Origin of the sequence: Streptomyces sp. NPDC088810 (genome assembly GCF_044750305.1) — a bacterium.
Lineage (GTDB): Bacteria > Actinomycetota > Actinomycetes > Streptomycetales > Streptomycetaceae > Streptomyces.
Genome location: NZ_JBIVJQ010000012.1, coordinates 211912 through 236910, shown reverse-complemented (window position 1 = coordinate 236910; position 24999 = coordinate 211912). Strand labels below are relative to the sequence as shown.

The following is a 24999-nucleotide window of genomic DNA, read 5'->3' as shown; positions in this document are numbered from 1 at the left end:
GTCCGGCGCCGCCTACGAGCGGTACATGGGGCGCTGGAGTCGGGCCGTCGCGAAGAAGTTCACCACCTGGCTCGACCGCCCGGCCGGTCTGCGGTGGCTCGACGTGGGGTGCGGCACCGGCGTGCTCTCGGCAGTGGCGAGCACCCTGTACCGGCCCCGCGTGGTGCTAAATCGACCGGTCCGAGGCGTTCATGAGCACGACCAGGGCCACCTGTCCCCCTCCGGCTTGCTTCCTCCTGGGCGACGCCATGGCCCTGCCCGTGCGCGATGCGGGATGGGACGTGGCCATCAGCGGTCTGACGCTGAACTTCCTGCCCGACCCGGCCACGGCCGTGGCCCGGATGGCCCGCGCCGTCCGGCCCGGCGGACTGCGGGACAGACTTCGGGACGCCTTCGATGCGGCTGTGCCCAGAAGAGCGGACGGTTCCATCGCGCTCACCGCACGGGCCCGGGGCGGGGTCCCGGCATGCGGCTCAGGATCATGCCCTGAAGAACACCGTCGAGGCCGCCTGCCAGGTCAGCGGATTAGAAGGAAGAAAGGGGAATCAACCGCTCCTTCCATGATCAAGATATAGCGCACAGGGGGGCTTGCGGCAAGACCCCAAGGGTGGCGCAGAATCACCCGCCTGACCCGGATACACGAGGCCAGGGCCACTGGCAGGCCCGGAACCCTGCGAAATGAGAGGCACTCCATGCGCGTGCTGTTGATGGCCTACGGGTCGCGCGGAGACGTCGAACCGCTGGTGGCGGTTGCGGTGCAGCTGCGGGACCTCGGAGTGGACGTGCGGATGTGCACGCCTCCGGACTTCGCCGAGCTGTTCGACTCCGTCGGCCTCCCCCTGGCGCCGATCGGCGAGCCGGTGCGCCCGTTCGTGAAGGGGGTGCTCACCGGGAAGACGAAGGCTCCTGCTGAGGGTCTGCCCGCACGCGCGGCCGCGTTGACCGCCACGACGTACGAGGCGGTCGTCACGGCTGCCGAGGGCTGCGACGTGATCCTGGCGACCGGTCTGCTCCCGGCTGCGGCCGGCGCGAGGACGGCTGCCGAGCACCTGGGCATCCCTTACGTGTTCGTTGCCTACTTCCCCGCCTACCTGCCCTCACCACACCACCCGCCGTTCGAGCGGCCGGGCCGGCCGTTCCCACCCGGCGTCACCGACAACCGAATGCTGTGGGACCTGGACACCGAGACCATGAACGTGCTGTTCGGGACCGGTCTCAACACCCACCGGGCGTCCATCGGCCTGCCGCCGGTGGGGCACTTCCGCGACTACGTCCTCACCGACCGCCCCTGGCTGGCCGCCGACCCGGTCCTCAGCCCGTGGCAGGAGCCGGCGGACCTCGACGTGGTGCAGACCGGCGCGTGGTTCCGGACGGACGACCGCCCGCTGCCCGCCGACGTGGAGGACTTCCTCCGCGCCGGTGAACCGCCGGTGTACGTGGGGTTCGGCAGCATCCCCCTCCGCAACGCAGAGGACGTGGCCCGGGCGTCCGTCGAGGCGGTCCGGGCGCAGGGCCGCCGGGTGCTCCTCTCCCGCGGCTGGGCCGACCTGGCCGTCGCCGACGGCCAGGACGACTGCTTCGCCGTCGGCGAGGTCAACCACCACGCCCTGTTCCCGCATGTCGCAGGCGTCGTCCACCACGGCGGTGCGGGGACCACGACCACGGCCGCCCGGGCCGGTGCGCCCCAGGTGGTCGTACCCCAGCTCGCGGACCAGCCGTACTGGGCCGGCCGCGTGGCCGACCTCGGCATCGGCGCGGCACACGACGGCCCGAACCCGACCTTCGAGTCCCTGTCGGCCGCGCTCGGTGTCGCCCTGGCTCCCGAGACCCGAGCCCGGGCAGCCGCTGTGGCCGGCACGATCCGCACCGACGGCGCGACGGTGGCCGCGAAGCTGCTGATCGGCGAGGTCGGCTGAGAAAGGTGCCCGACCAAGAGGCCCGCCGCCCTGACGGGCCCTGCTGCCGGCGCAGCAGCGTTTCGGGTCTCGGGGCGGTGCCGACGGGCCAGGGCGCGCCGCGGTCGTACGGGGTGCGGGCGCCCCAGGGATTGCCGATGCGGTCGTCGTCGCTCACGGTGCCACCTCCGCGTGTCGCCTCGGGTCGCCGAACGACTACCCCGGCGGCGGGCCCTTCCCCCGGCGTCCGGGCCGGGGGCCGCGGAGGGGCATGGCAGGCGCCGGTCAGAAACCGGATCCCAGCCGCTGGGTCGAGTAGGCGCACTCGGTGTAGATGTAGCCGGACCTGAGCTTGGCGGTGTCCGAGGCCGGGGTCGCGCTGCTGTCGCGGTCCGGCTTGTGCACGAAGTAGGTGGTGCCGACGGGCAGGCTGATGGTGCGCTGCGGGTAGTGCCTGCTGCTGTCGTTGCAGGGCTTGAAGGTCTTGAACACCGTGTCCGCGAACGTGTACGCCTTGCAGCCGCCGCAGCCCTTGAGGGTGAAACTGCCGGTGACCGGCCCGGTGTACAGGACGGTGATGTCGTCCGGGCTGTCGTTCTTGACCGTCACGGAGATGCTGCCGCCGGAGGCCGTGGTGGGCAGCTTCTTGCCGGCCGCGGGGAGCGTTCGGGCGACCTCGGCGGCTATGGCGATCTTCTCGGCGCGGGCCCGGTTCCGGTCGTGCTTGTGGTCGGCGGCGAACTGCTCCATGGTCTTCTGCGCCGCCTCGAAGTCGCCGTCCTCGTACTGGTCGACACCGCACGCGTACGTGCCCGAGTCGCCGCTGCGGCCGGCGCGGCTCGCGGTCTTGGCCAGCCCGCCGTCCGCGTCGCGGGCGGAGCCGGCCAGGTCGCCGATCCGGGTGTCGAGGTCGCGCAACCGCTCGACGGCCGCGCAGGGATCGTCGCCGTCGACGGCCTTCTCCTGCTTGTGCACCGCGGCGTCGACGGCGGGCGCCACCTTGGCCGCCGCCCCGGACCGCGGGAAGGTGTCCAGCAGGTCGCCGAAGCGGGTCACCCAGTCCCCGTCGCCGGCCGCCAGGGACTGCTCCCCGCACGCGTACAGGGCGTTCGCGAGCCGGTCGTCGGGCCAGCCTGCCAGCGAGCCGAGCTGTTCCCCGGGCATCGTGTCCGGCACCGTGCGCAGGTACTTCAGCGGCTCCACGGCGTCGCAGTACCGGCCGTGGCCGTAGGCCGCGCCGACGGTGGTGTAGTAGGTGCGCAGGCTGCCGGGGACCCTGCGGGCCGCGCGGGAGCCGGAGTGGTGCACGGCGATGTCGCGGTACACCTCGAGGGCTCTTCGGTAGCCCGGCGTGGCGGAGCTGAAGGACCGCCGGCCGCTCTCGGCCACCAGGTCGTCGGCGCGCTCAAGGCGGCCGAGCAGCGCCTGTTCCACGGCTTCCTCGTGGGCGTCCCGGTACCAGAGGGCACCGCTGGCGGGTACGGCCAGCAGCAGCACGCCCAGCAGCAGCGCGAGGGGCGCCCTGCCGGGCCGGGTGAGCCGGGTGCGCAGGCCGGCGAGCCCGCCGTGGACGGCCGCCGCCGACAGGACCACGGCGTAGCCGGCGAGCGCGGCTCCGGGGACGCCGTCGGCGTCCGCGGGGAGCGCCACGAGCAGCAGCGCGGCGGTCGCCGCCCAGCAGGCCGCGGCCGGCACCCAGCGGCGCAGGAGCGCGTAGCCGAGGCCGAGACCGCTCAGGTTGAGCAGGGCGACCGCGGCTGCCCGCCAGGCGTCCGGCGGGGCGGGCGGCGGGCCCGCGGGCCGGGGTGGCGGGGCCGGCGGCATGGGTGGCAGCGGCGGTCCGCCGTACCCCTGGTTCGGATCGTACGGACCTCCGGACATGATGGCTCCCCCCGGTCAACTGCGCCCGCATGTCTGCGGATCCGCAGTGTACGGGCGCGGGCGCGTACCCGACAGAGGCCCGAAAGAGGGTCCTTTCCCTACACGATCCTTATTTGCCTCATACCCCAATTGTCCGATTATCCTGGGCGGCCTTGCCGGGCCGACCGAGCGGCCCGCGGATCCCGACGAGGAAGGGGGCGAGCACGGCATGCGCGGCGCACGGTGGTCCGCTCTGCCGGCCCGGATGAGACGCTTCGGCCGCACCCACTGCGCGGAGGCCGCCCGGGCGACCGTGGCCGCCGGGCTGACCTGGCAGACCTGTACGGCACTGCTGCACACCCCCGGCCCGTACGCGGGTGCCGTCGCGGCGCTGCTCATCGTCGAGACGACGGTGGTGCGCACGGTCTCCGCCGCCCTGCGGTACGGCGCGGGCTGTCTGCTCGGCGTTCTCATCGCCGTACCCGGCGCCCTGTACGCCCGCCCCGGCATGGCGGGTGTGACCCTGGTCGTCTTCGTCTCCGTGCTGTTCGCCCGGCGCGGGTTCCTCGGGCACCACGGCATCCATGTGCCGACGACCGCGCTGATCACGTTCGCCCTGGTCCGGGACCGGCACCCCGGCGAGCTGCTCTCCCACCTGGCGGAGATCGTGCTCGGCATCGCCTTCGGCCTGGCATGCAGCGCGCTGCTGCTCCCCGCCGTGCGGGTGCGGTCCGCCGAGCGGGCGCTGGAGGAGCTGCGGGTGCTGGTGGCCCGGTATCTCGACGGTCTGGCCGACACGGTGGTGGGCCGCGGGCGGCCCCGGGACGTGCTCGGCCCCGCCTGGGAGCAGAACCTCGACCGGGCGGTGGACCGGGCCCGCACGGCCGTGGACGAGGCGCACGAGAGCGTGCGGTGGAACCTGCGGCCGGCCGCCCGGCGCCGCCGCTGGCACCTGGACCGCCGGGTGCTGCGGACCCTGTCCGAGGTGGCGCGCGAGCTGACCGCCACGGCCCGGCTCCTCGACGCGCACCCGGGGGCGGCCGGCGCTTCCGGCCCCGGCGCCGCCTTCGCCCAGCCGTACGCCCGGCTGCTGCGCACCACCGCACTGTGCGCCTACTCCTGCCGGGGCGGCCGGCCGCACCCCGCCCTGCCCGCGACCCGGCGGGCCCTGACCCGGCTCGGCGCCGCCCGCTGCCACCCCCCGACCACCGGCGCCGAGGCCCGCCGCCTGCTCCGGCACCTGGAGTCGGCCCTGTCCTGCCTGTCCGCACCGGCGCCCGCCCCGCCCGACCGCGCCCACCGGGCACTGAGCCCGCTACGACCCACCTTGCGACGATGACCCACACCACTGCTCCGCACGCCGCCCCTCAGCCCCGCACCCCTGCGCACACCGACCCCCGGCGCCCGGCCCGGATCCTGATCCGCCGCCTCACCCGGTCCCGCGTGCTGCTCGCGGCGGCCCCCGTCGCCCTGATGACGGTCGTCGCCCTGACCGATCTGCTCACCCCCGACTGGCTGCATGTGTCACCGGTCATGGTCGCCGTGCCCGTGCTGGCCTCGGTGCTGCTCCCGCTGTGGGTCACGGCGTCCCTGAGCTGCGCAGCGCTGGCCGTGACCGCCCTGCTCCAGGCGGACGCCGGGCAGTACGGGCGTCCGGACTCGGACGTCGTGCTGTTCAGCCTGTTCGTGGTCGGCCTGACCTCCATGGCCGCCTGTTGCCTGCGCGGGCGCCGGGAACGCCAGTTGCAGCAGGTCCGCTCGGTGGCCGAGACGGCACAGCGGGCGCTGATGCACCCGCTTCCCCACCGGATCGGTGCGCTGGCCCTGCGCGGGGTGTATCTGCCGGCCGAGTCGGAGGCGAGGATCGGCGGCGACTTCTACGAGGCGCTGCCGACGCCGTACGGCACCCGGATCCTGGTCGGCGACGTCCGGGGCAAGGGGCTGCCGGCCGTCGGCGCCTCCGCCGCCCTGCTCGGCGCCTTCCGTGAACTCGCCTACCAGGAGCGGTCGTTGACGCGGGTCGCCGAGCGGCTGGACGAGCGGGCGCGGCGGCAGATCGCCGCCGTCGACGGCATCCTGGAGGACGGCCGGACGGACAGCGCGCTGTTCACCGAGCGGTTCGCGACCGCGCTGCTGGTGGAGTTCCCGCCCGGAGAGCACGTGGCCCGACTCGTGCACTGCGGGCACCCCGAGCCGTTCCTCGTGCACTCCGGGCGGGTGCACGGCCTGCTCCTCGACCAGCCCGGTGCCCCCCTCGGTCTCGGCGACCTGCTGGACACGGCACCGCCCGTCCAGATCCTGCCGTTCGGCCCGGGCGACCGGCTGCTGCTGTACACGGACGGGTTCATCGAGGCCCGGGACCGGCGCGGCCGCTTCCTCGACCTGACCGCCCGCGTCGAGGCGCACGCCGGCCGTCCTCTGGAGGCGATGGTGGCCGGTCTGCGCCGGGACCTCGTCCGCCATGTGCACGGCGACCTCGGCGACGACGCGGCGCTGGTGGCGCTGGAGCGGCTGCCCGGACGACCGGACTCCGCGCACCCCGAACCCCGGCACCCCGGTCGGTGAACAGGCCCCTTTCTGGCCTCGGCAGCGGCGCCGAGATGTTCCCGACCAGCCAGTGGCGGGCGTACGACGGCGGCCGGAACCGGCCGCCGATGACGGCCTGGACGAGCTGGACGTCTCCCGGCAGCGCCGGGACTGGAGCGCGCACATCCGCGCGGTCGAACGGCGGACCGTGCCGTTGCCGGACGACGTGACCCAGCTGCTGGGCGTCTCGGAGGACAAGCTGCTCGGGCTGGCCGAGGACGCGCCGGCCACCGCGCCGCGGGCCGTCGCCGCACTGGACCGGCTGACCCGGCGGGCCGGCCGGGAGGCGGCCGGTCTGATCGAGGAGGACGGCGTCCAGCGGTGGGACGACCTCAGCCGGGCCCTCGGCCTCGGCGCCGGCCGGGCCCGGTCCCTGGTCACCCGGTATCTGCTGCTCCGCTGAGCCCTGCCGGCCACGGGGCCGCGGCCGGCGATGACCAGCGCGCACGCCCGGCACCTCCGTACGCCCGAACCGCCGCAAGGTTCCACTGTCCGGCCCAATGACGGTGCGCCTGAGGGGCGGGCGAGCGCGACTGGTGTGACCGTGGGGACAGGAACCGCGATCACGAGTGGCGAGGAGGCAGGCATGCCGAACGGAGCCGGCGAGGGCTGTGCGCAGCTGACTGCCGTGGCGGACGCCGTGCTCTACGAGGGGTACCTGCTGTATCCCTATCGCCGGTCCTCGGCGAAGAACCGGGTCCGCTGGCAGTTCGGGGTGCTGCTGCCCCGCGACTGGGTGGAGCGGGACGCACCGGTCACGCCCGGCGTCTCCGGTTCCGCCGACTCCTGGTACCAGCAGACCGAGTGCCTGCTGCGGGTGTGCCGCGCCGACGCGGCCGTACGCGTGCGGGTGCGGTATCTGCAGCTGCAGCACAAGCAGGTGGAGGCGGCCGACGGAAACGGCGGACATCGCCCGGTCGAGTCGCTGCGGACCGCCGACGGGGTCGGCCACCTGTCGTTCGAGGAGGCGGTGCCGCGCGAGACCGAGCTGGTGCTGCCGTTGGCGGAGCTGCTGCGGGAGGAGCGGACCGCCGCCGTGGGCGCACCGGCCGGCACGGAGTACGAGCCGCTGCCTGAGGGCGCGGGGCGGACGGTGCGGCGGCGCCGGGAGGTGCGGGCGGAGACGACGGTCGTGGCCGAGCCGCTGGGGCCGGAGCTGTACCGGCTGCGGGTGCGCACCGAGAACACGGCCGGAGCGGCCGACCCGCAGGCCCCGCGCGGTGCGGTGCTCGGGCAGGCGCTGCTCGCCACGCACACCCTCCTCGCCGCCGAGGGAGCCGAGTTCGTGTCGCTGATCGACCCGCCCGCCGGCCTCGCCGAGCAGGTCCGCGGCTGCCGCAACGCGTTCACGTTCCCGGTGCTCGGCGGCCCGCCGCCGCAGCCGGCGAGCGACGACGGCGCGACCGGAGCGTTCCTGCTCTCCGCGCCGATCATCCTCCCGGACCATCCGCAGGTGGCCCCGGAGAGCCCGGGCGACCTGCACGACGCGGCGGAGATCGACGAGATCCTCACGCTGCGCACGATGCTGCTGACCGACGAGGAGAAGGCCGAGGCCCGGGCCACCGATCCGCGGGCCGCACGGATCCTCGACCGGGTGGACACCATGCCCCCGGAGGTCTTCTCCCGGCTGCACGGCGTCATCCGCTCCCTGACCCCGGCACAGCGCCCGGCCGCCGGGCGGCCCGCCTGGTGTCAGGAGGGCGGGGACGAGGGGCTGTCTCCGGCGACGGACACCGTCCTGGTGGACGGGGTGCCCGTGGGCGGCGGCAGCCGGGTACGGCTGTGTCCGCGCGGCCGGGGTACCGACGCCCAGGACATGTTCCTGGACGGGCGGACCGCACAGGTGGCCGCGGTCTTCCACGACGTGGACGGCAGCGTCCACCTGGCCGTCACCGTGGACGACGATCCGGCCGCCGAACTGCACGACTGGTACGGCCGGTTCCACTACTTCCGCCCCGACGAGGTGGCACCGCTCGACCGGGCCGAGTGCGCCGCGTCGGCCGCCGCCCACGACCCACTCCGAGACCGGCTGCAACGGAGGCCGCAGACATGACCACACAGAGCGGTACCACGGAAGTCCAGGGCGAGCCCAGCAGGGCCGAGGCACGGGAGGGCTTCGACGAGATCACCATCCTGTGGATCTCGGAGGGCATGAGCTGCGACGGCGACACCGTCTCCCTCACCGCGGCCGGCCAGCCCTCCATCGAGGACGTCGTGCTCGGCCTCATCCCGGGCCTGCCGAAGGTGAACCTGGTCAACAAGGTGCTCTCGCCGAGCCTCGGCGGAGAGGACTTCCTGGCCCCGTACCGGGCGGCGGCCCGCGGTGAGCTGGAGCCGTTCATCCTGGTCATCGAGGGCTCGATCCCTAACCAGAACATCATCGAGGGCGACGGCTACTGGACGTCGTTCGGCAACCACCCGGACACCGGTGAGCCGCAGACGCTGAACGAGTGGATCGACGACCTGGCGCCCAGGGCCTGGGCGGTGATCGCGGCCGGTACCTGCGCGACGTACGGCGGCATCCACGCGATGGCCGGCAACCCGACCGGCTGCATGGGCCTCGCGGACTACCTGGGCTGGGACTTCAAGGCGCGGTCGGGGCTGCCCGTCGTCAACGTGCCGGGCTGTCCGATCCAGCCGGAGAACTTCATGGAGACGCTGGTCTGGACGCTCCAGCACGCAGCCGGCGCCGCTCCCCCGCCGCCGCTGGACCACATGCTCCGTCCGCAGTGGCTGTTCGGGAAGACCGTCCACGAGGGCTGCGACCGGGCCGCGTACTACGAGCAGGCCGACTTCGCGCGGGACTACAACTCCCCCAAGTGCCAGGTGAAGGTCGGCTGCTGGGGCCCGGTCGTCAACTGCAACGTGCCCAAGCGCGGCTGGATGGGCGGCCTCGGCGGCTGCCCGAACGTCGGCGGCGTCTGCATCGGCTGCACGATGCCGAGCTTCCCGGACGCCTTCATGCCGTTCATGGACGAACCCCCGGGCGGCACGCTGTCGTCGATGGTGATCAAACCGTACGGGGCGGTCATCCGCCGACTGCGCGGCCTGACCAACGACATGGTGAACCACGAGCCCAAGTGGCGCCACAACAAGCGCAAGCTGACCAGCGGTTACGACCCGCACTGGCGTGCCTGACGCCGTCCTTCCCCATCCCGCCACCGACCCGATCGACCCGAACAGCGAGGGGCAGTACCGCAGATGACCACCACCGAGTCCCGGCCCACCGAACGCAAACCCGCTCAGCTCGTCGACATGTCCTGGGACCCCATCACCCGGATCATCGGCAACCTGGGCATCTACACGAAGATCGACTTCGCCAACCGGGAAGTCGTGGAGTGCCACAGCACCTCGTCGCTGTTCCGCGGCTACTCGGTGTTCATGAAGGGCAAGGACCCGCGGGACGCCGGGTTCATCACCTCTCGGATCTGCGGCATCTGCGGCGACAACCACACCACCTGCTCCAACTACGCCCAGCAGATGGCCTACGGCGTCAAGCCGCCGAAGCTGGCGGAGCACATCACCAACCTCGGCGAGGCGGCGGAGTACATCTTCGACCACACGCTCTTCCAGGACAACCTGGTCTTCGTGGACTTCTGCGAGGCGATGGTCAAGGCCACCAACCCGGGTGTCCTGGCCCGCGCCGAGCGCACCGACGCCCCCCGCGGGGACATCCACGGCTACCGGACCATCGCCGAGATCATGAAGGCCTTCAACCCCTTCGAGGGCGAGGTCTACAAGGAGGCGCTGAAGGTCAGCCGGATCACCCGGGAGATGTTCTGCCTGATGGAGGGACGGCACGTGCACCCCTCCACGCTGTACCCGGGCGGGGTCGGCACGATGCCGCAGCCGAACACCTTCACCGACTACCTCAGCCGCCTGATGCACATCATCGACTTCATCAAGAAGGCGGTGGCGATGAACGACGACGTCTTCGACTTCTTCTACGAGGCCCTGCCCGGCTACGAGGAGGTCGGCAAGCGCCGCATCATGCTGGGCTGCTGGGGCGCCTTCCAGAACCCGGACGTCGTCGACTACCGCTACGCGACGATGAACGAGTGGGGCCGGGCGATGTACGTCACCCCGGGCATCATCGTGGACGGGCAGCTGGTCACGAACAACCTGATCGACATCAACCTCGGCCTGCGCATCATGCTGGGCAGCTCCTTCTACGAGGACTGGGTCAACGAGGAGCCGTTCGTCACCCACGACCCGCTCGGCAACCCCGTCGACATGCGTCACCCGTGGAACCAGACCACCGTGCCGGTGCCGCAGAAGCGGGACTTCGAGGGCAACTACAGCTGGGTGATGAGCCCCCGCTGGTACCACCCGGGGACGGGCGAGCACCTCGCCCTGGACACCGGCGGCGGCCCCCTCGCCCGGCTCTGGTCGACCGCGCTGAGCGGCATCGTCGACACGCCGTACGTCAAGACCACAGGCGGCAGCATCCGCATCACCCTCCCGAGGGGCGAGAAGCTGCCGGAGACGACCCTGGAGTGGCGCATCCCGAAGTGGAGCAACACCCTCGAACGGGACCGCGCCCGGCCGTACTTCATCGCCTACGCCGCCGCCATGGCGCTGCAGTTCCTGGAGGAGGCGATGGGGATGCTGCGCAACGGCGACACCAAGGTGTACGAGAACTTCGAGGTGCCGGACGAGTCGATCGGCTGCGGCTTCCACGAGGCGGTGCGCGGTGTCCTCTCGCACCACCTGGTGATCCGGGACAAGAAGATCGCCAACTACCACCCGTACCCGCCCACCCCGTGGAACGCCAGCCCGCGCGACATCTACGGCACCCCGGGCCCCTACGAGGACGCCGTCCAGGGCCAGCCGATCTTCGAGGAGAACGGGCCCGACGACTTCAAGGGCGTCGACATCATGCGCACCGTCCGCAGCTTCGACCCCTGTCTGCCGTGCGGTGTCCACATGTACATGGGCAAGGGCAAGACCCTGACCACCGTGCACTCGCCGACGTACGGAGCCAACCGTGGCTGACACCGACGTACGGCTGCCGGACCCGGCGGTGGAAGCGCGCCTCGCCCGGCTCGACGAGGTGCTGACCGGCCTGGAGACCGTGCCCGGCCCGGCGCTGGAGGCGGTGCGGCTGCTGACCGAGGTCTACGGCGAGGCCCTCGCCCGGGTGCTGGACCTCGCGGAGCAGCCGCTGCGGGAACAGCTGGCCGAGGACGAGCTGCTCGGGCACCTGCTGGTCCTGCACGACATCCATCCGGAGCCGCCCGAGCGCCGGGCCGCCCGCGCGGTGGAGAAGCTGCGGCCGGTGGTGCGCGAGCGCGGCGGCGACCTGGAATGGGCCGGCGTCGACGGGCGGGTGGCCCGGGTGCGGCTGAGCACCGGCGGCGGCTGCGGTTCGGGCTGCGGCGGTGGCTCGGCCGACCCCCTGGAGGCCGTGCGGGCCGCCGTCCTGGCGGTGGCGCCGGAGCTGGAGTCGGTCGAGCCGGTCGCCGAGGAGCGCCGGCCGGCCACCGCGTTCGTACCGCTGAGCACGATCAAGCGCCGGGCCCTGCCCCAGGAGGCGCGGTGACCGTGCACGGCGCGCTCGCCCGGGTGATCCGCTCCGCCGCCGACCGTGCGGTGCGGGACGAGGCCGAGGTCTGCGAGCTGTGCGCCGCCCGCGTCGCCGCGGAACACGCCCATCTGTACGACACCGGGGCCGCCGAGGTGCGGTGCGTGTGCGGGCCCTGCTCGGTGCTGTTCGCCGACGGCGGGGCGGGCGAGGCCCGCTACCGGCTCGTGCCCCGGCGCCGGCTGCGGCTGCCGCCGGTCGACACCGGGGTGCTGGGTGTCCCGGTGGGGCTGGTGTTCTTCGTGCCGCGTTCCGACGGCACGGTCACCGCGCAGGGCCCGAGCCCGGCGGGGGCCATGCGGTGGGAGGTGGACGCGGCGGCCTGGCAGCGGCTGGCCGCCACGGTTCCGCAGCTCGCCGCCATGGCCCCCGATGTCGAGGCGCTGCTGGTGAACACGGTGCGCGGCCTCGACGAACACTGGATCGTGCCGGTCGACGACTGCTACCGGATGATCGCCCTGGTCCGCCACGAGTGGCAGGGCCTGTCCGGTGGCGGCCGGGTCTGGCCGGCCGTAGAACAGTTCTTCAGGGAGCTGACCGAGCGGTCGTGAAGACCGGAAGGAGACCCGACATGGGCAGCATCCGAGTGGGCCGCCCCCAGGCCAAGCCCGACACGCCCAGTCACGTGCGCGGACTGCACCAGGGCAACAAGGGCCCGTACAAGCACCAGACCGGACACCACAAGGACGGCAGCTCCGACGCGCGCCGCTCCACCGGGATCCACTGGAAACGGCATGACGCCCTGGCGAAGGACATGCCGAACATCTCACCGGGATGAGGGAACGAATGACCGTGCAGGCAATGACCGCCATGAAGATCGCCAGAGCTGCGAGGAGAAGGAGATCGGGGATGTCGGGGCGTCGGGTGCTGATGGCGCAGGCCGCCGTGGCCGGCAGCCTCGCGACGGCCCTCTTCGTCAAGGAGCTCCCGGGCATCGTGCGTGAGGTGCGGATCTACCGGATGACCGGTGGTCTGCGCGCACACCGCCGGTACCCGTGAGGCCGGCGTGCACGAGCTGTCGATCGCGACCGCGATCGTGGAGCAGGCCGGAGAGATCGCCCGGGCGGACGGCGCCGAGGGTGTCTCGTCGGTGACCGTCCGGGTCGGGGAGCTGGCGGGTGTGGTGCCGGACGCCCTGCACTTCGCCTTCGAGGTGGCCCGCGACGGCACGGCCCTCGCGGCGGCCCGGCTCGTGGTCGAGCAGGTGCCCGCCCAGGCCTGGTGCGGGGAGTGCGCCGAGGAGTTCGCGCTCGGCATGCCGCCGTTCTTCTGGTGCCCGCGCTGCGACCGGCCGTCGCAGGAGCTGCGCAGCGGAAGGGAGCTGGAGATCACGGGCGTCGAGCCGGCCCCGGCCCCGGTCTGACGGCCGGGGCCGGGGGGCGTTTCAGCAGATCCGGGGCAGCTGCTCGCCGAGCGGCAGGTCGAGCACCCGGGTGCCGCCGAGACCGGTGGCGACGACCACCATGCCCGGGTGGTCGGCCACGCACTCTCCGATGCGGGCCGCGCCGGCGCCCTGCGGATGGGCGCGCATCGCCGCGAGGACGGCCTCGGCGTGCTCCGGGGGCACGAAGGCGACGAGCCGGCCCTCGTTGGCGACGTACAGCGGGTCGAGGCCCAGGAAACCGCAGGCGTTCGCGACCTCGTCCGGCACCGGGATCGCCCGTTCCTGCAGCCGTACGCCGGTGGCGGAGGCGCGGGCGATCTCGTTCAGGGAGGCGCCGAGGCCGCCCCGGGTGGGGTCGCGCAGCACGTGGAGGTCCGGGGTGACCGCCAGCATGGCCGCGACCAGGTCCGCGAGCGGCGCGGTGTCGGAGGTGATCTCCACGCCGAACTCCAGGCCCTCCCGCACGCTCATGACGGCCACGCCGTGCAGGCCGATCGGCCCGCTGACGATGACGGCGTCGCCGGGCCGGGCGCGCTGCGGGCGGATGTCGACGCCCTCGGGGACGAGGCCGACGCCGGCGGTGGTGACGTAGACGCCGTCGCCGTGCCCGGACTCGACCACCTTGGTGTCGCCGGTGGCGATGGTGACGCCGGCCGCCTCGGCCGCCGCGCCGACGGCGCGCGCCACGCGCTCCACGACGGCCAGTTCCACGCCCTCCTCCAGGATGAAGGCGGTGGACAGGTACGCGGGCCGGGCGCCGCTCATCGCCAGGTCGTTGACGGTGCCGTTGACGGCGAGGTCGCCGACGCTGCCGCCGGGGAAGAACAGCGGCCGTACGACGTAGGAGTCGGTGGAGAAGGCCAGCCGGGCACCGCCGAGGCCGAGGACGGCCGAGTCGGTGAGGGCGGCCAGGGTGGGGTTGCCGTAGGCGGGTGCGAAGACCTGCTGGATCAGCTCCGCCGACAGGGCGCCGCCGCCGCCGTGGCCCATGACGACGACCGGCTGGTCGCGCAGGGGGGCGGGGCAGGTCCAGTTCGCGGGGTCGACGACCGCCTCGGGGGATTCGGTGGCGAGGTCAGCCAACGGGGTTCATCTCCTCGCGCGGGATCCGGGATCCCTGGGGTGCCGGGGTGTCGGTCATCCTGCGGTACAGGTAGTAGGCCGCGCAGGCGCCCTCGCTGGAGACCATGGTGGCGCCGAGCGGGGTGCGCGGGGTGCACGTGGTGCCGAACGCCGCGCATTCGGTGGGTTTGATCAGGCCTTGGAGGACCTCGCCCGCGCGGCACTCGGCGGGTTCCTCGGTGCGGATGCCGGTGACGTCGAAGCGGTGCTCGGCGTCGTAGGCGCGGAAGGCGTCGGTGAGCCGCCAGCCGCTGTCCGGGATGCGGCCGATGCCCCGCCAGTTGCGGTCGGTGACCTCGAAGACTTCCTCGATCATGCGGACGGCCGCCGGGTTGCCCTGCTCCTGCACGGCGCGGGGGTAGGCGTTCTCCACCCGGTGCTCGCCGCGTTCCAGCTGGTGGACGGCGCGGCGGATGCCTTCGAGGATGTCCAGCGGCTCGAAGCCGGTGACGACGACCGGGACGCGGTGCTTCTCGGCGAGGCCGGGGTACTCGGCGGTGCCCATCACGCTGCACACGTGCCCGGCGGCGAGGAAGCCCTGCACCCGGCAGGCGGGGGCGGTCATGATGGCCTCGATCGCCGGCGGGACCCGGACGTGGGACACCAGCAGGCTGAAGTTGGCCAGGCCCAGCCGGCGGGCCTGGTGCACGGCCATGGCGTTGGCGGGGGCGGTCGTCTCGAAGCCGATGGCGAAGAACACCACCTGCCGGTCGGGGTGCTTGCGGGCCAGGTCCACGGCGTCCAGCGGCGAGTAGACCACCCGGACGTCACCGCCCTCGCCCTTGACCCGGAACAGGTCCCGGCCGGTGCCGGGCACGCGCAGCATGTCCCCGAAGGAGCAGAAGATCACCTCGGGGCGTGCGGCGATCGCCAGTGCCTTGTCGATGACGTCGAGGGGGGTCACACAGACCGGACAGCCCGGGCCGTGGATCAACTCCACCTCCTCCGGGAGGAGTTGGTCGATGCCGTGGCGGATGATGGAGTGGGTCTGGCCGCCGCAGACCTCCATCAGTGCCCAGGGCCGGGTGACCGTTGACCGGATCTCGTCCAGCAGCCGGCGCGCCAGTTCCGGGTCGTTGAACTCGTCGATGTACTTCACCGGGCCTCACTTCCGCTCTCCTGCCGTGCCGCCTGCTCCCAGGCGTCGCCGAACTCCTCCTCCAGTAGCCCGAGTTGTCCGAACAGCTCCAGGGAGGCCCGGGCCGACTCCTCGTCCAGGCGCTGCAGCGCGAAGCCGACGTGGACGATGACGTACTCCCCCACCCGGATGTCGGGGAGGTACTCCAGGCAGGCCTGTTTGCGTACGCCGCCGAAGTCGATCAGGCCGGTGAGCGGGTCGGCGCGGTGGTCGATGGACACGACCTTGCCGGGCACTGCCAGACACATGGGTCACTCCGTCTCGTGGTTGACTGCTGTTCCCGCGACCATCAGCTGGCCGAGTGCCAGACCGCCGTCGTTGGGGGGGACTTCGCCGTGCCGGAGGACCGTGAAGCCGGCCGTGGTGAGCAGTGCGGCGGCCTCCTCCTCCAGCAGGGCGTTGGCGAAGACACCGCCGGTGAGGGCGACGGTGGTACGGCCGGTTTCCGCGCGGGCCCGGCAGCAGATGTCCGCCACGGCCCGCGCGACGCCCCGGTGGAAGCGGGCGGCCAGGACGGGTACGGGGGTGTGACGGGCCCGGTCGTCCAGCAGTGCGCGGAGGGTGGGGGCGGGGTTCATCTCCCACGGCAGCCGCCCGGAGGTGATCCCGAACGGGTAGGCCCCCGTGTCCGCGTCCCGCGCCTCGAGCGCCGCCGCCTCCAGTTCCAGGGCCGCCTGTGCCTCGTAGCCGGCGCGGTGGCACAGTCCCACCAGGGACGACACGGCGTCGAAGAGCCGGCCCATGCCGGAGGTCGGCACACAGGCCAGCTGGCGCGTCAACTGCCGTTGCAGGACGGTGCGTTCGCGCTCGGTGCACGCCTCCACGCTCGGCAGGCCCGGTGTCCACGGCAGTCCCGCCGCCCACAGCCGGGCCAGGGCCAGACGGCAGGGGTTGGCCACGCCGGCGTCACCGCCGGGCAGCGGGGCGGGGGTCAGGCGGGCGAGGCGCCGGTAGCCGGTGTAGTCGGCGAGCAGGACCTCGCCGCCCCACACGGTGCCGTCGTCGCCGTACCCGGTGCCGTCGAAGGCGACGCCGATCACGGGCTCGCTGCCGTCGAGGCCGTGTTCGGCCATCGCGGCGGCGATGTGGGCGTGGTGGTGCTGGACGGACACCGGCCTGCGCAGCCCGAGTTGGGTCGCCCGGCTGCGGGCCCGGCGGGTCGAGTGGTAGCCGGGGTGGCGGTCGGCGGCCACCCGCCGCGGGTTGACGCCGGTGAGGCGGGCGAGGTGCCGTTCGGCCCGCTCCGCGGCCTGCAGCGTGGCGAGGTCCGCCATGTCGCCGATGTGCGGACCGAACCAGGCCTGGTCGGCCTCGCCCAGGCAGAGGACGTTCTTCAGGTCGCCGCCGACGGCCAGGGTCGGCCGGACGGGGAGCGGGAGGCGCAGCGGGCGGGGGACGTAGCCACGGGAGCGGCGCAGGACCTGTTCGGTGCCGTCGGCGCGGACGCGCAGCAGGGAGTCGTCGCAGGGGCAGGCGATGGGCCGGTCGTGGGTGAGCCAGGCGTCGGCGATGCCGGCCAGCCGGGTCAGCGCCTCGGTGTCGTCGGTGACGATGGGCTCGCCGGAGCGGTTGCCGCTGGTCATGACCAGCAGCCGGGGACCTGGCGGATCGCCGGCCAGCCCGAACAGCAGGGTGTGCACGGGGGTGTAGGGCAGCAGCAGGCCGACGTGCGGGCTGCCCGGGCAGACCTCGCCGGCCAGACGGGGCCCGTCCCCGGGGGTGCGTCTGCGCAGCAGGACGATGGGGCGGCGGGCGCCGGTGAGCGCGGCCCGCTCCGCGGCGGAGAGCACCGCGATCCGCTCCGCCGTGCCGAGGTCGGCGCACATCACCGCGAAGGCCTTGCCGCCCCTTTCCTTGCGAGCGCGCAGGGTGGCGACGGCCCGGGCGTCGGTCGCGTCGCAGGCCAGGTGGTAGCCGCCGACACCCTTGACGGCGACGATCCGCCCGGCGGCCAGCAGCGCCCGTGCGGCGGCGAGGGCCTCGGCGTCCCGGGCCGCGCGGACGCCGAGGCCCGCGGCCGGTACGAGGGCGAGACGCGGGCCGCAGTCGGGGCAGGCGACGGGCTGGGCGTGGAAGCGGCGGTCGGCGGGGTCGCCGTACTCGCGGGCGCAGGCGGAACACATCGGGAAGCCGGCCATGGTGGTGGCCGGCCGGTCGTACGGCATGCCGGTGGCGATGGTGAACCGGGGGCCGCAGTGGGTGCAGGTGACGAAGGGGTGGCGATGCCGGCGGTCGCCCGGGTCGGCGAGTTCGCGCAGGCAGTCGGCGCAGGTCGCGGTGTCGGGCGGGAGCTGGGTGCGGCCCGCGGACCGTTCGGTGGGGCGGATGGTGAAGGGGCCGGTGGCGCCTGTGGCGGGGACGTCCTCGCAGCCGACGCCGGTCACGGACGCCAGCGGGGGCGGCTGCTCGGTCAGCAGGCCGGAGAACCGGTCCACTTCGTCCGGCGGGCCCTCGACCTCGATGAGCACGCCGTCGGCGGTGTTGCTCACGAACCCGGCCAGCGCGAGGCCGGCGGCCAGACGGTGCACGTAGGGGCGGAAGCCGACACCCTGCACCGTGCCGCGCACGGTGATCCGGCGGCGGACCGAGCCGGTGGCGGGCGCGGTCACGAGACGGGGGCGGACGCCGGGTGGTGGTCGTCGGAGTGCGGGTGCGGGGCGAGCGGCGGGCGGTGCGCCGGGGCTCGGTCGCGGGCGGCGAGGGCGTGGTCGAGGAGGGTGCCGACACCCGTGCCGGTGCGGGCGCACGACCGTACGATCTCCACGCCCGGGTTGACCTGGTGCACGTTTTCGTGGAAGAGGCTCTCGTCGAAGCCGGCCGGCCCGGCCAGGTCGGTCTTGGTGATGACGACGAGATGGGCGGAGCCGAACGCGGTGGGGTACTTCAGCGGCTTGTCCTCGCCCTCGGTGACCGCCATCAGCACGATCCGCAGGGTCTCGCCGAGGTCGTACGAGGCCGGGCAGACCAGGTTGCCGACGTTCTCCACGAAGAGCACGGAGGTGTCCGGCGGCAGCCAGTCCGCCAGGCCGGCGCGGACCTGACCGGCCTCCAGGTGGCACAGTCCGTCGGTGAGCAGCTGCCGGACGGGCGCGCCGGACCGGGCCAGCCGGACCGCGTCGTTCTCGGTGGCCAGGTCGGCGGTGAGCGCGGCCACCGGCACGCCCCGTTCCCCTGCCCGGGCCAGCACCCGGGCGAGGAGTTCGGTCTTGCCGCTGCCCGGGCTGGACAGCAGGTTGACCAGGGTCACGCCCTGCCGGGCGAGATCGTCGCGCAGGCTCGCGGCCAAGCCGTCGTTCTTGGCCAGGACGGCCTGTCTGAGGTCGGACCGGCACATGGGCGCTGCTCCTCGGGTGCGGTGACGGGGTCCCCGGCCGCGTCAGGCACGGCCCGGGGTTTCACCGATCTTCGGCTCAGCGGGGCGCCGTACGGGGCAGCGCAGCCGAGGGGGCGGTCCCGGATTCCATCGGGCGGCCCAACGAGGGCAGCGGGCCGGCGGGGTCGGCGAGCAGCGCGGGGACGAGCGCGTGCAGCGCGTCCACGGCCCGGTCGACGGCTTCCCGCACGGGTGCGCTGAGTCCGGGCAGGAGGTCGTCGTCGCCCGGCAGCACGCCGGGTTCGCAGGCCAGGACGAGGACCCGGGGCAGGGGCTCGTCGCCCAGGTGGGTGGCGAGGGCCAGGACCTTCGCCGGATCCATGCCGTGGGCTTCGGGGGGGACGGTGCCGTCGGGGGGTTCGGCCTCGATCAGGGAGAGGGTGCCGGGGCGGTGGCCGCGCGGGGCCGCGTCGACCAGGACGGCGGTGGCGTACCCGGACAGCAGGTCGTAGGCGAGGTCCAGGCCGCGGATGCCGTAGTCGCGCACCTGCGCCCCGGGCGGCAGGGGGCGGGGTTCGAGGGCGCGGATCACCTCGGGGCCGAAGGCGTCGTCGGCGAGGAAGATGTTGCCGACTCCGGCCACCAGGAGCCGGGGCGTCACCGGAGGTCTCCGGCGGGCGCGGCGAGGGGCCGGGGTGAGCCGCCCGGGGTCTTGCGGACGAAGGCCGCGCGCAGGGCGTGGTAGGGGGCCTCGGGATTGAAGAAGAGGGCGTGCATGCGGGCCAGCTCGTCCTCCCGGTAGCGGGCCAGGGGCCGCCGCTGCTCGTCCGCGGCGCGGGCCGCCGCCTTGGCGGCGAGCCGCCGGTCCAGGTCCGGGGCGGCGGCGAGTCCGGCCGCCAGGCGCTCCACCTCCGCCGCGAAGTCGCCGGGTGCGGCCGGTACGAGCCGGTCCACGAGGCCCAGCCGCTCGGCGCGGGCGGCGCTGACCGGCAGCGCTTCGGTGGTGAGCCGCTCGGCCTGCTCCGGGCCGACGCGGCGCGGCAGGGTGTACGTCCAGAACTCGGATCCGTACAGGCCCATGCGCCGGTAGTGCGGGTTGAGGACGACGCCCGTGCGGCACCACACCTGGTCGGCGGCGAGGGCCAGCATGGCGCCGCCGGCCGCCGCGTTGCCGGCGAGCGCGGCCACCACCAGCCGGTCGGTGGTGCGCAGCACGGCCTCCACGAGGTCGTCGATGGCGTTGAGGTTGGTCCAGGACTCCTGGGCGGGGTCGGGGGCCGCCTCGACGACGTTGAGGTGGATGCCGTTGGAGAAGAAGTCGCGGGTGCCGCCGAGGACGAGGACGCGGGTGGGGCGGGTGAGCGCCTCGGTGTAGGCGGCGAGGAGTCTGCGGCACTGGTCGGTGCTCATCGCGCCGCCGGGGAAGGAGAAGCCGAGGAAGCCGACGTCACCGCGCTGCCGGTAGCGGATGTCGCTCCAGGTGCGCCGGCCGGGCGGGATCTCCAGCGGGGCGGGGACCTCCGGGAGCGCGAGGCCCGGCTGGTAGGCGGCGAGGACCGCGGCGGCCGGCCGGCGGAAGGGCGCCGGGTCGCCGGAGTTCTTGCGGGGGCGCAGTTCCGGGATCCAGACGGCGCCGTCGCGGGTGGCCCGGCAGACGGCGCCCGCGCGCTGGGCCAGCAGGGCGCCGGGACGGCCGCTCAGCCGGTCCTCGGGGTGCCCGCCGTGCAGGAACATCTCGTGGCCGAGGAGTTCGTCGAGGACGCCCGGCTGGGAGTCGGCGCCGCGCAGCTTGCGCAGGACCGTCTCGGTGTCGTCCCGCTCCCAGTCGATCCGGCGCCGCTCCTGGCGGTGGAAGTCGCGCCAGACGACGGTGACGGACTCGTCGGTCTGCGGAAGCGGCTTGTGGTCGCCGGCGGCGTAGCGCCGTACGGCCGTCAGCACGGCGGTGACGGCGGCGTCGGAGGCCTCGTTGCGGTACAGGTCGCTCTTGCCGACGGGCGGTACGGGGAACGGCTCGGCCGCCCAGACCGGGCCCGCGTCCATCCCGGCCTCGGCCTGGAGGACGGTCACGCCCCACTGCGCCGCCCGGCCGTCGATGGCCCAGTCCAGCGAGGACGGGCCGCGGTCGCCGGGCGGGCCGGGGTGCACGATCAGGCAGGTGTGCTCCCGCCAGACGTCCTCGGGCAGGGCCGTCCGGAGCATCGGCGCGACGATCAGGTCCGGGCGCAGCTCGTGCACGGCGGCCCGGACCGGGTCGGGGCCGTGCGCGGCGAGTACGACGTCCACCTGGTGCCCGTGGTCCGAGAGTTCGGCGTACAGGCGCTGGGAGAGGCTGTTGAACGCGCTGGCGACGAGCAGAATGTCCATGACACGGCATGGTCGTCGCTCTGCGGGGTGCCGTGAAGAACCGCTGCGGCGTTTCGCCGCCCGGGTCAGGTCTCTTCCTCCATCCGGATCGCATTCCGCAGATCCTCGTACGCCTGGCTCCGGTCGTCCCGGTGCGCCTCCAGCAGGGCCGCGGCGATCGCGTCGAGCTTGCGCTGGATCGCGTGCTCGGCGCGCACCTCGGCGTTCTTCAGCAGTGCCAGGAGCAGCAGGGTCACCACCGTCATGGAATCGCCCGCGAGCAGCAGCAGCTCGATCGGCAGATGGGCGATGTGGGAGGCGGCGAAGAAGGCGACGAGCAGCAGGCAGAACAGGAAGAACAGCGGTGAGCTGGTGAAGTTCGAGGCGTATTCGGCGAACTGGTCGAACCGGCCGCGGTGCGGGCCGCCGCGGTGGACGGGATTCTTGAAGGTCATGGCCGAGCCTTTCCCCACGGCGAGCGCACCTCGGCCGCCGGACCCCGTACGGGGGCGTGCGGCACCGGGTCTCAGGCCGCCAGGGAGCGCCCCGGGGCGAGGCGGTCGAGGAGCTGGTCCTGATGGAGTTCGGCCACGGGGGCCAGCAGGTCCGGGTGGCGCAGCAGGGCGGCGGCGCGGTGGTCGCCGTCGTCGGGGGTGAGCAGCCGGCGGAACTCGGCCGGCCCGGCGGTGTGCTCCCCCTCGGCCAGCGCGGCGACGGCCAGCCCGGCCAGCTCGGCGTCGGTGAGCAGCGTGGCGGCCCAGCTGGCCACGACCTCGTCCACCCAGGTGCGCCAGGCCCAGTCCTCGGCCGGGTGGCCGTCGGCCGGCTCGGCGCCGGTGAGCCAGTCGAGGCGGGCCGCGCCACCGGGACCCGCCATGGTGACCAGGCCGGCGTCGATCTCGGTGGGGTACCGCAGCCAGGCGGCGACCGTCACCGCCTGCCGGGCCTGCACCTCGCACAGCGCCGAGGCCAGCGCGCCGCCGCACGGCGGGTAGGCCGCCGTCAGCCAGCGTGCCGTGGCGGCTATCAGGGGGGACAGGTCAGTGAGCACAGCCGGGCCGTCCGAGGTGCTAAGGGGTACAGGGGCTCGACGCAACGGTAGCCCGGCACCGGGCGCGGCAGGGAGGGGCTGCGAACCAGGTCATATGTGACCTGACCCACGTCAGCCGTTCCTCCCGGCGGTGCCCCCGCGCGGTGTCCCGGTCGCCTGCCGGCGGACCGCCGCTTCGGGCGGGCGTTCGCGCAGGGCGCCGTAGGCGATGAAGTACGCGGGGAGGCGGCGCAGCACGGGTGAGCCGGTGACCAGGGCGGCGAGGTGCCGGGCCCGGTCGGCGTCGCCCAGGGGCGGCCGGCCGCTCAGGACCGGGGCGATGAAGCGGGCGTGGGCGGCCCGCTGCAGGGCCTGGGTGGCGACCGTGGTGGGCCGGCGGCGGCGCTGTAGCGCGCGTACGTCGCCCAGGCGCACGGTCCCGCGGCGCAGCGGTTCGGTCAGGTGGCGGGCGGCGGCCACGGCGTCCTGCACGGCGAGGTTGATCCCGATGCCGAAGACCGGGGACATGGCGTGCGCGGCGTCGCCGATGCACAGCAGCCCGGGGCGGTGCCAGCGGCGCAGCCGGTCGAGGTGGACGTCGAGGAGCTTGACGTCGTCCCAGGAGCGCAGGGTGTGCGTCCGGTCGGCGATCCAGGGGACGGCCTCGGCGAAGGAGGCCAGGAAGCGGTCCAGGCCTGCGGCGCGGCGCTCGGCGTCGGTGCCCTTGGGGATGAGTGCGGCGCACTGCCAGTAGTCGCCCCGGTCGATCATCGCGGTGAGGAAGCCCTCGCCGGCGCCGCCGACCAGTCCGCTGGGGTCGCTTTCGTGGCGCGGCAGCCGGAACCACCAGGCGTCCATCGGGCAGGTGAAGCGGCGCAGTCCCAGTTCGGGGAGGGAGCGGGCCAGCGAGCCGCGGCCGTCGCAGGCGACGGTGAGGACGGCGCGCAGCTCGCCGGTACGGCCGTCGGAGGTGCGGTAGCGCACCCCGGTCACCCGGCCGGACTCGACGAGGAAGGAGGTCGCCTCCGTGTTCATCCGCAGCTCGAAGGACGGTTCGCGCCGGGCCTCGTCGGCGAGCAGGTCCAGCAGGTCCCACTGGGGCACCATCGCCACGTAGTTGTGGGGGCCGCGCAGGACCGACAGGTCGCCGACCGTGACCGGCGAGCGGCCGGGTCCCAGGGGCAGCTGGACGGTGCGCACCCGGCGCTGCGGCAGCCGCGCGAAGGGCTCGGCCAGCCCGAGGTCGTCCAGCAGGGCGAGGGTCGACGGGTGGACGGTGTCGCCGCGGAAGTCGCGCAGGAAATCGGCGTGTTTCTCCAGGACGGTCACCGCGATCCCGGCCCGCGCCAGCAGCAGGGCGAGCACCATGCCCGCCGGACCGCCCCCCACGACACAGCATGTGGTCTTTTCCATTGCGGTCTGCCCTTCGTCGGAGCAGTCAGCTGTACCAGCAATTCATCAACCGATGAATACTATACGCCCTCGCGTCCGTGCTCGCGGCGAGCGCCGCCCCCTCCCCAGGCGCCGGACTGGTCGAGGACTGAGCCGCCGCCGGTGACCGGGAGCGGGTGCGGGGTACTCGGCGACTGCCGCTGCGCCCGGGAATTGGGCGTACCGTCGGCACTTCGCGCGGAAGGGACCGGTCTCATGCGGCACGACGAGATGATCGGAAAGGTGCAGGCGCTGGCCCAGCTGCCCGACCGGGGGACGGCCGAGCGGGCGGCACACGCGGTCGTGAGCACGCTGTCGGAACGGCTGCCGTCCGGGCTGGCCCGGCACGTCGCCGCCCAGCTGCCACCCGACATGGCGGCGGCCATGCGGGAGGCGGCCGACGCGTCCGCCGCCCACGACTCCGGCAAGGCGGGCGAGCGGTTCGGGCTGACCGCGTTCGCCGGGCGCATCGCCGTACGGGCCGGCACCGACGAGGACACGGCGCTGCGGGAGGCCGCCGCCGTCATGGAGGTCCTGGACGCCGCCCTCGCCCCGGAACTCACCGAGCGAATGGCCCACGCGCTGCCCGCGGACATCCGCGAGCTGCTGCCGGTGGAACGCGCGGTCCAGGACACCTGGCGTTACGGCTGACACCGGGAGACGGGCGCACGGGAGTGAGGGGCGGCGCATCAGGGGGCGGCCCGGCGTGACCGGAATCAGCGATGCTGGTTCAATTCGTGTGCAAGCGCCCACCGGGGGCAGGCGTAGCAGTGACGCCCCCCACTCGAAAAGGTGCTCCATGGCCTTCTTCGCCCTCTCCCGGCATCAGCCGCTGGTCCTGCTCTCGGCCACCGACCTGGCCTCGGAGTATCACCGGCTGCAGGAGGAGAACCAGCAACTGCAGCGCGCCGTGACCTCCCACGCCGTGATCGACCAGGCCATCGGGGCCGTCGTCGTCCTCGGACGGATAGCCCCGGAGGAGGCCTGGCGGGCGCTGCGGGACGTCTCCCAGCGCACGAACGTCAAGCTGCGGACGGTCGCCGAGCACATCCTGGACTACGCGCAGGGCGGGACGCTGCCCGAGCCCGAGCGGCTCGAACTCGGAAAGGCGATCCTCCGCTACCGCCGGTGCGCCGGGGACGCCCAGGCACTGAGTGACGCCCTGCCCGCGTCGGCCGGCGGAGCCGGATGACCTGAGCGTATGCCGGTCCGGCCCGCGGGCCCGCGCCGTGCCGGTTCTGCCGCGCGCTCTGCCACGCGGGCGCTCTCCGCGCGCCGCTTCCGCGCCCTGTGCTTACGGTGCTGTGGAG

General features: G+C 73.8%; 26 protein-coding genes. 15 read left to right on the top strand and 11 right to left on the bottom strand.

All coding sequences use genetic code 11. From position 1 onward, the window contains the following. Positions 1 to 191: 191 nt before the first annotated feature. Together ACIP4Y_RS31865 and ACIP4Y_RS31860 are read left to right on the top strand one after the other, a co-directional pair. On the top strand, positions 192 to 575 hold the full coding sequence (locus tag ACIP4Y_RS31865) for a class I SAM-dependent methyltransferase (protein WP_401399106.1): 384 nt from the start codon (positions 192 to 194) through the stop codon (positions 573 to 575). Positions 576 to 692: 117 nt separating this feature from the next. Further along, a complete protein-coding gene (locus tag ACIP4Y_RS31860; RefSeq protein ID WP_401399104.1) occupies positions 693 to 1916 on the top strand; it encodes a glycosyltransferase in 1224 nt (407 codons plus the stop codon). Between the two features lie 264 nt (positions 1917 to 2180). Here the strand turns inward: ACIP4Y_RS31860 and ACIP4Y_RS31855 are convergent, their stop codons facing one another. Continuing rightward, positions 2181 to 3719, bottom strand: coding sequence for a hypothetical protein (locus tag ACIP4Y_RS31855; RefSeq protein WP_401399222.1), 1539 nt, complete (start codon positions 3717 to 3719; stop codon positions 2181 to 2183). A gap of 265 nt (positions 3720 to 3984) precedes the next feature. On the opposite strand from ACIP4Y_RS31855, the gene ACIP4Y_RS31850 reads away from it, so the two are divergent. The 11 genes from ACIP4Y_RS31850 (at position 3985) to hypA (ending at position 13288) form a co-directional block, all read left to right on the top strand. Then, positions 3985 to 5094, top strand: coding sequence for an aromatic acid exporter family protein (locus ACIP4Y_RS31850; protein WP_401399102.1), 1110 nt, complete (start codon positions 3985 to 3987; stop codon positions 5092 to 5094). Further along, positions 5091 to 6320 (top strand): PP2C family protein-serine/threonine phosphatase, encoded by a 1230-nt coding sequence (locus ACIP4Y_RS31845; protein WP_401399100.1) that lies wholly within the window; start codon positions 5091 to 5093, stop codon positions 6318 to 6320. The genes ACIP4Y_RS31850 and ACIP4Y_RS31845 overlap by 4 nt, the downstream gene beginning before the upstream one ends. A gap of 52 nt (positions 6321 to 6372) precedes the next feature. Beyond that, positions 6373 to 6744 carry a hypothetical protein gene (locus ACIP4Y_RS31840; RefSeq protein WP_401399098.1) on the top strand — a complete coding sequence of 124 codons (372 nt, stop codon included), beginning with the start codon at positions 6373 to 6375 and terminating at the stop codon, positions 6742 to 6744. 183 nt (positions 6745 to 6927) lie between these two features. Further along, the gene (locus ACIP4Y_RS31835; protein ID WP_401399096.1) at positions 6928 to 8394 is read left to right on the top strand and encodes a hypothetical protein; all 1467 of its coding nucleotides are present in this window, start codon (positions 6928 to 6930) and stop codon (positions 8392 to 8394) included. After that, positions 8391 to 9479, top strand: a complete 1089-nt coding sequence (locus ACIP4Y_RS31830; RefSeq protein WP_401399094.1) for a hydrogenase expression protein HypE — start codon at positions 8391 to 8393, stop codon at positions 9477 to 9479. The genes ACIP4Y_RS31835 and ACIP4Y_RS31830 overlap by 4 nt, the downstream gene beginning before the upstream one ends. Positions 9480 to 9542: 63 nt before the next feature. Continuing rightward, the gene (locus tag ACIP4Y_RS31825) at positions 9543 to 11336 is read left to right on the top strand and encodes a nickel-dependent hydrogenase large subunit (RefSeq protein ID WP_358638759.1); all 1794 of its coding nucleotides are present in this window, start codon (positions 9543 to 9545) and stop codon (positions 11334 to 11336) included. Next, positions 11329 to 11883: a NifU family protein gene (locus tag ACIP4Y_RS31820; RefSeq protein WP_401399092.1), complete on the top strand. Its 555-nt coding sequence runs from the start codon at positions 11329 to 11331 to the stop codon at positions 11881 to 11883. Before ACIP4Y_RS31825 ends, ACIP4Y_RS31820 begins: the two co-directional genes overlap by 8 nt. Then, positions 11880 to 12476 (top strand): DUF5947 family protein, encoded by a 597-nt coding sequence (locus ACIP4Y_RS31815; RefSeq protein WP_401399090.1) that lies wholly within the window; start codon positions 11880 to 11882, stop codon positions 12474 to 12476. Before ACIP4Y_RS31820 ends, ACIP4Y_RS31815 begins: the two co-directional genes overlap by 4 nt. 20 nt (positions 12477 to 12496) lie before the next feature. After that, on the top strand, positions 12497 to 12703 hold the full coding sequence (locus ACIP4Y_RS31810) for a hypothetical protein (protein ID WP_358638765.1): 207 nt from the start codon (positions 12497 to 12499) through the stop codon (positions 12701 to 12703). 71 nt (positions 12704 to 12774) lie between these two features. Continuing rightward, positions 12775 to 12924, top strand: coding sequence for a hypothetical protein (locus tag ACIP4Y_RS31805; protein WP_358638767.1), 150 nt, complete (start codon positions 12775 to 12777; stop codon positions 12922 to 12924). 7 nt (positions 12925 to 12931) lie between these two features. Then, positions 12932 to 13288: a hydrogenase maturation nickel metallochaperone HypA gene (hypA, locus tag ACIP4Y_RS31800; protein WP_401399088.1), complete on the top strand. Its 357-nt coding sequence runs from the start codon at positions 12932 to 12934 to the stop codon at positions 13286 to 13288. Positions 13289 to 13309: 21 nt separating this feature from the next. On the opposite strand, the gene hypE is transcribed toward hypA, so the two are convergent. The 10 genes from hypE to ACIP4Y_RS31750 form a co-directional block, all read right to left on the bottom strand. Then, entirely contained in the window at positions 13310 to 14392 is a 1083-nt protein-coding gene (gene hypE, locus ACIP4Y_RS31795; protein ID WP_358638771.1) for a hydrogenase expression/formation protein HypE, read from the bottom strand. Then, positions 14385 to 15530 (bottom strand): hydrogenase formation protein HypD, encoded by a 1146-nt coding sequence (gene hypD, locus ACIP4Y_RS31790; protein ID WP_358638773.1) that lies wholly within the window; start codon positions 15528 to 15530, stop codon positions 14385 to 14387. The genes hypE and hypD overlap by 8 nt, the downstream gene beginning before the upstream one ends. Beyond that, a complete protein-coding gene (locus ACIP4Y_RS31785; protein ID WP_358638775.1) occupies positions 15527 to 15817 on the bottom strand; it encodes a HypC/HybG/HupF family hydrogenase formation chaperone in 291 nt (96 codons plus the stop codon). The genes hypD and ACIP4Y_RS31785 overlap by 4 nt, the downstream gene beginning before the upstream one ends. A gap of 3 nt (positions 15818 to 15820) precedes the next feature. Further along, the gene (gene hypF, locus ACIP4Y_RS31780) at positions 15821 to 18178 is read right to left on the bottom strand and encodes a carbamoyltransferase HypF (RefSeq protein ID WP_401399085.1); all 2358 of its coding nucleotides are present in this window, start codon (positions 18176 to 18178) and stop codon (positions 15821 to 15823) included. Next, positions 18175 to 18903, bottom strand: coding sequence for a hydrogenase nickel incorporation protein HypB (gene hypB, locus ACIP4Y_RS31775; protein WP_401399083.1), 729 nt, complete (start codon positions 18901 to 18903; stop codon positions 18175 to 18177). The genes hypF and hypB overlap by 4 nt, the downstream gene beginning before the upstream one ends. Positions 18904 to 18979: 76 nt before the next feature. Continuing rightward, on the bottom strand, positions 18980 to 19543 hold the full coding sequence (locus tag ACIP4Y_RS31770) for a hydrogenase maturation protease (protein WP_401399082.1): 564 nt from the start codon (positions 19541 to 19543) through the stop codon (positions 18980 to 18982). Further along, entirely contained in the window at positions 19540 to 21249 is a 1710-nt protein-coding gene (locus ACIP4Y_RS31765) for a hydrogenase maturation protein (RefSeq protein ID WP_401399081.1), read from the bottom strand. The genes ACIP4Y_RS31770 and ACIP4Y_RS31765 overlap by 4 nt, the downstream gene beginning before the upstream one ends. Before the next feature lie 65 nt (positions 21250 to 21314). After that, complete coding sequence (locus ACIP4Y_RS31760; protein ID WP_401399080.1) at positions 21315 to 21683, bottom strand: low affinity iron permease family protein; 369 nt, start codon at positions 21681 to 21683, stop codon at positions 21315 to 21317. Between the two features lie 71 nt (positions 21684 to 21754). Beyond that, a complete protein-coding gene (locus ACIP4Y_RS31755) occupies positions 21755 to 22279 on the bottom strand; it encodes a hypothetical protein (protein ID WP_401399079.1) in 525 nt (174 codons plus the stop codon). A 111-nt stretch (positions 22280 to 22390) separates the two neighbouring features. Beyond that, positions 22391 to 23671 carry an FAD-dependent oxidoreductase gene (locus ACIP4Y_RS31750; RefSeq protein ID WP_401399078.1) on the bottom strand — a complete coding sequence of 427 codons (1281 nt, stop codon included), beginning with the start codon at positions 23669 to 23671 and terminating at the stop codon, positions 22391 to 22393. Between the two features lie 234 nt (positions 23672 to 23905). Here ACIP4Y_RS31750 and ACIP4Y_RS31745 point away from each other — a divergent pair, with 234 nt between their 5' ends. After that, the gene (locus ACIP4Y_RS31745; RefSeq protein ID WP_358638791.1) at positions 23906 to 24340 is read left to right on the top strand and encodes a DUF2267 domain-containing protein; all 435 of its coding nucleotides are present in this window, start codon (positions 23906 to 23908) and stop codon (positions 24338 to 24340) included. A gap of 148 nt (positions 24341 to 24488) precedes the next feature. Continuing rightward, complete coding sequence (locus ACIP4Y_RS31740; RefSeq protein WP_401399077.1) at positions 24489 to 24881, top strand: ANTAR domain-containing protein; 393 nt, start codon at positions 24489 to 24491, stop codon at positions 24879 to 24881. The last annotated feature ends 118 nt before the right edge of the window (positions 24882 to 24999 follow it).

Bases quoted from the DNA above. Each gene is read 5' to 3' on its own strand.
- ACIP4Y_RS31855 (WP_401399222.1), bottom strand. From the start codon at position 3,719: ATGCCGCCGGCCCCGCCACCCCGGCCCGCGGGCCCGCCGCCCGCCCCG.
- ACIP4Y_RS31830 (WP_401399094.1), top strand. From the start codon at position 8,391: ATGACCACACAGAGCGGTACCACGGAAGTCCAGGGCGAGCCCAGCAGG.
- ACIP4Y_RS31825 (WP_358638759.1), top strand. From the start codon at position 9,543: ATGACCACCACCGAGTCCCGGCCCACCGAACGCAAACCCGCTCAGCTC.
- ACIP4Y_RS31845 (WP_401399100.1), top strand. From the start codon at position 5,091: ATGACCCACACCACTGCTCCGCACGCCGCCCCTCAGCCCCGCACCCCT.
- ACIP4Y_RS31740 (WP_401399077.1), top strand. From the start codon at position 24,489: ATGGCCTTCTTCGCCCTCTCCCGGCATCAGCCGCTGGTCCTGCTCTCG.
- ACIP4Y_RS31760 (WP_401399080.1), bottom strand. From the start codon at position 21,683: ATGACCTTCAAGAATCCCGTCCACCGCGGCGGCCCGCACCGCGGCCGG.
- ACIP4Y_RS31835 (WP_401399096.1), top strand. From the start codon at position 6,928: ATGCCGAACGGAGCCGGCGAGGGCTGTGCGCAGCTGACTGCCGTGGCG.
- ACIP4Y_RS31850 (WP_401399102.1), top strand. From the start codon at position 3,985: ATGCGCGGCGCACGGTGGTCCGCTCTGCCGGCCCGGATGAGACGCTTC.
- ACIP4Y_RS31865 (WP_401399106.1), top strand. From the start codon at position 192: ATGAGCACGACCAGGGCCACCTGTCCCCCTCCGGCTTGCTTCCTCCTG.
- ACIP4Y_RS31860 (WP_401399104.1), top strand. From the start codon at position 693: ATGCGCGTGCTGTTGATGGCCTACGGGTCGCGCGGAGACGTCGAACCG.
- hypB (WP_401399083.1), bottom strand. From the start codon at position 18,903: ATGTGCCGGTCCGACCTCAGACAGGCCGTCCTGGCCAAGAACGACGGC.
- ACIP4Y_RS31785 (WP_358638775.1), bottom strand. From the start codon at position 15,817: ATGTGTCTGGCAGTGCCCGGCAAGGTCGTGTCCATCGACCACCGCGCC.
- ACIP4Y_RS31765 (WP_401399081.1), bottom strand. From the start codon at position 21,249: ATGGACATTCTGCTCGTCGCCAGCGCGTTCAACAGCCTCTCCCAGCGC.
- ACIP4Y_RS31810 (WP_358638765.1), top strand. From the start codon at position 12,497: ATGGGCAGCATCCGAGTGGGCCGCCCCCAGGCCAAGCCCGACACGCCC.
- ACIP4Y_RS31805 (WP_358638767.1), top strand. From the start codon at position 12,775: ATGTCGGGGCGTCGGGTGCTGATGGCGCAGGCCGCCGTGGCCGGCAGC.
- ACIP4Y_RS31745 (WP_358638791.1), top strand. From the start codon at position 23,906: ATGCGGCACGACGAGATGATCGGAAAGGTGCAGGCGCTGGCCCAGCTG.
- ACIP4Y_RS31750 (WP_401399078.1), bottom strand. From the start codon at position 23,671: ATGGAAAAGACCACATGCTGTGTCGTGGGGGGCGGTCCGGCGGGCATG.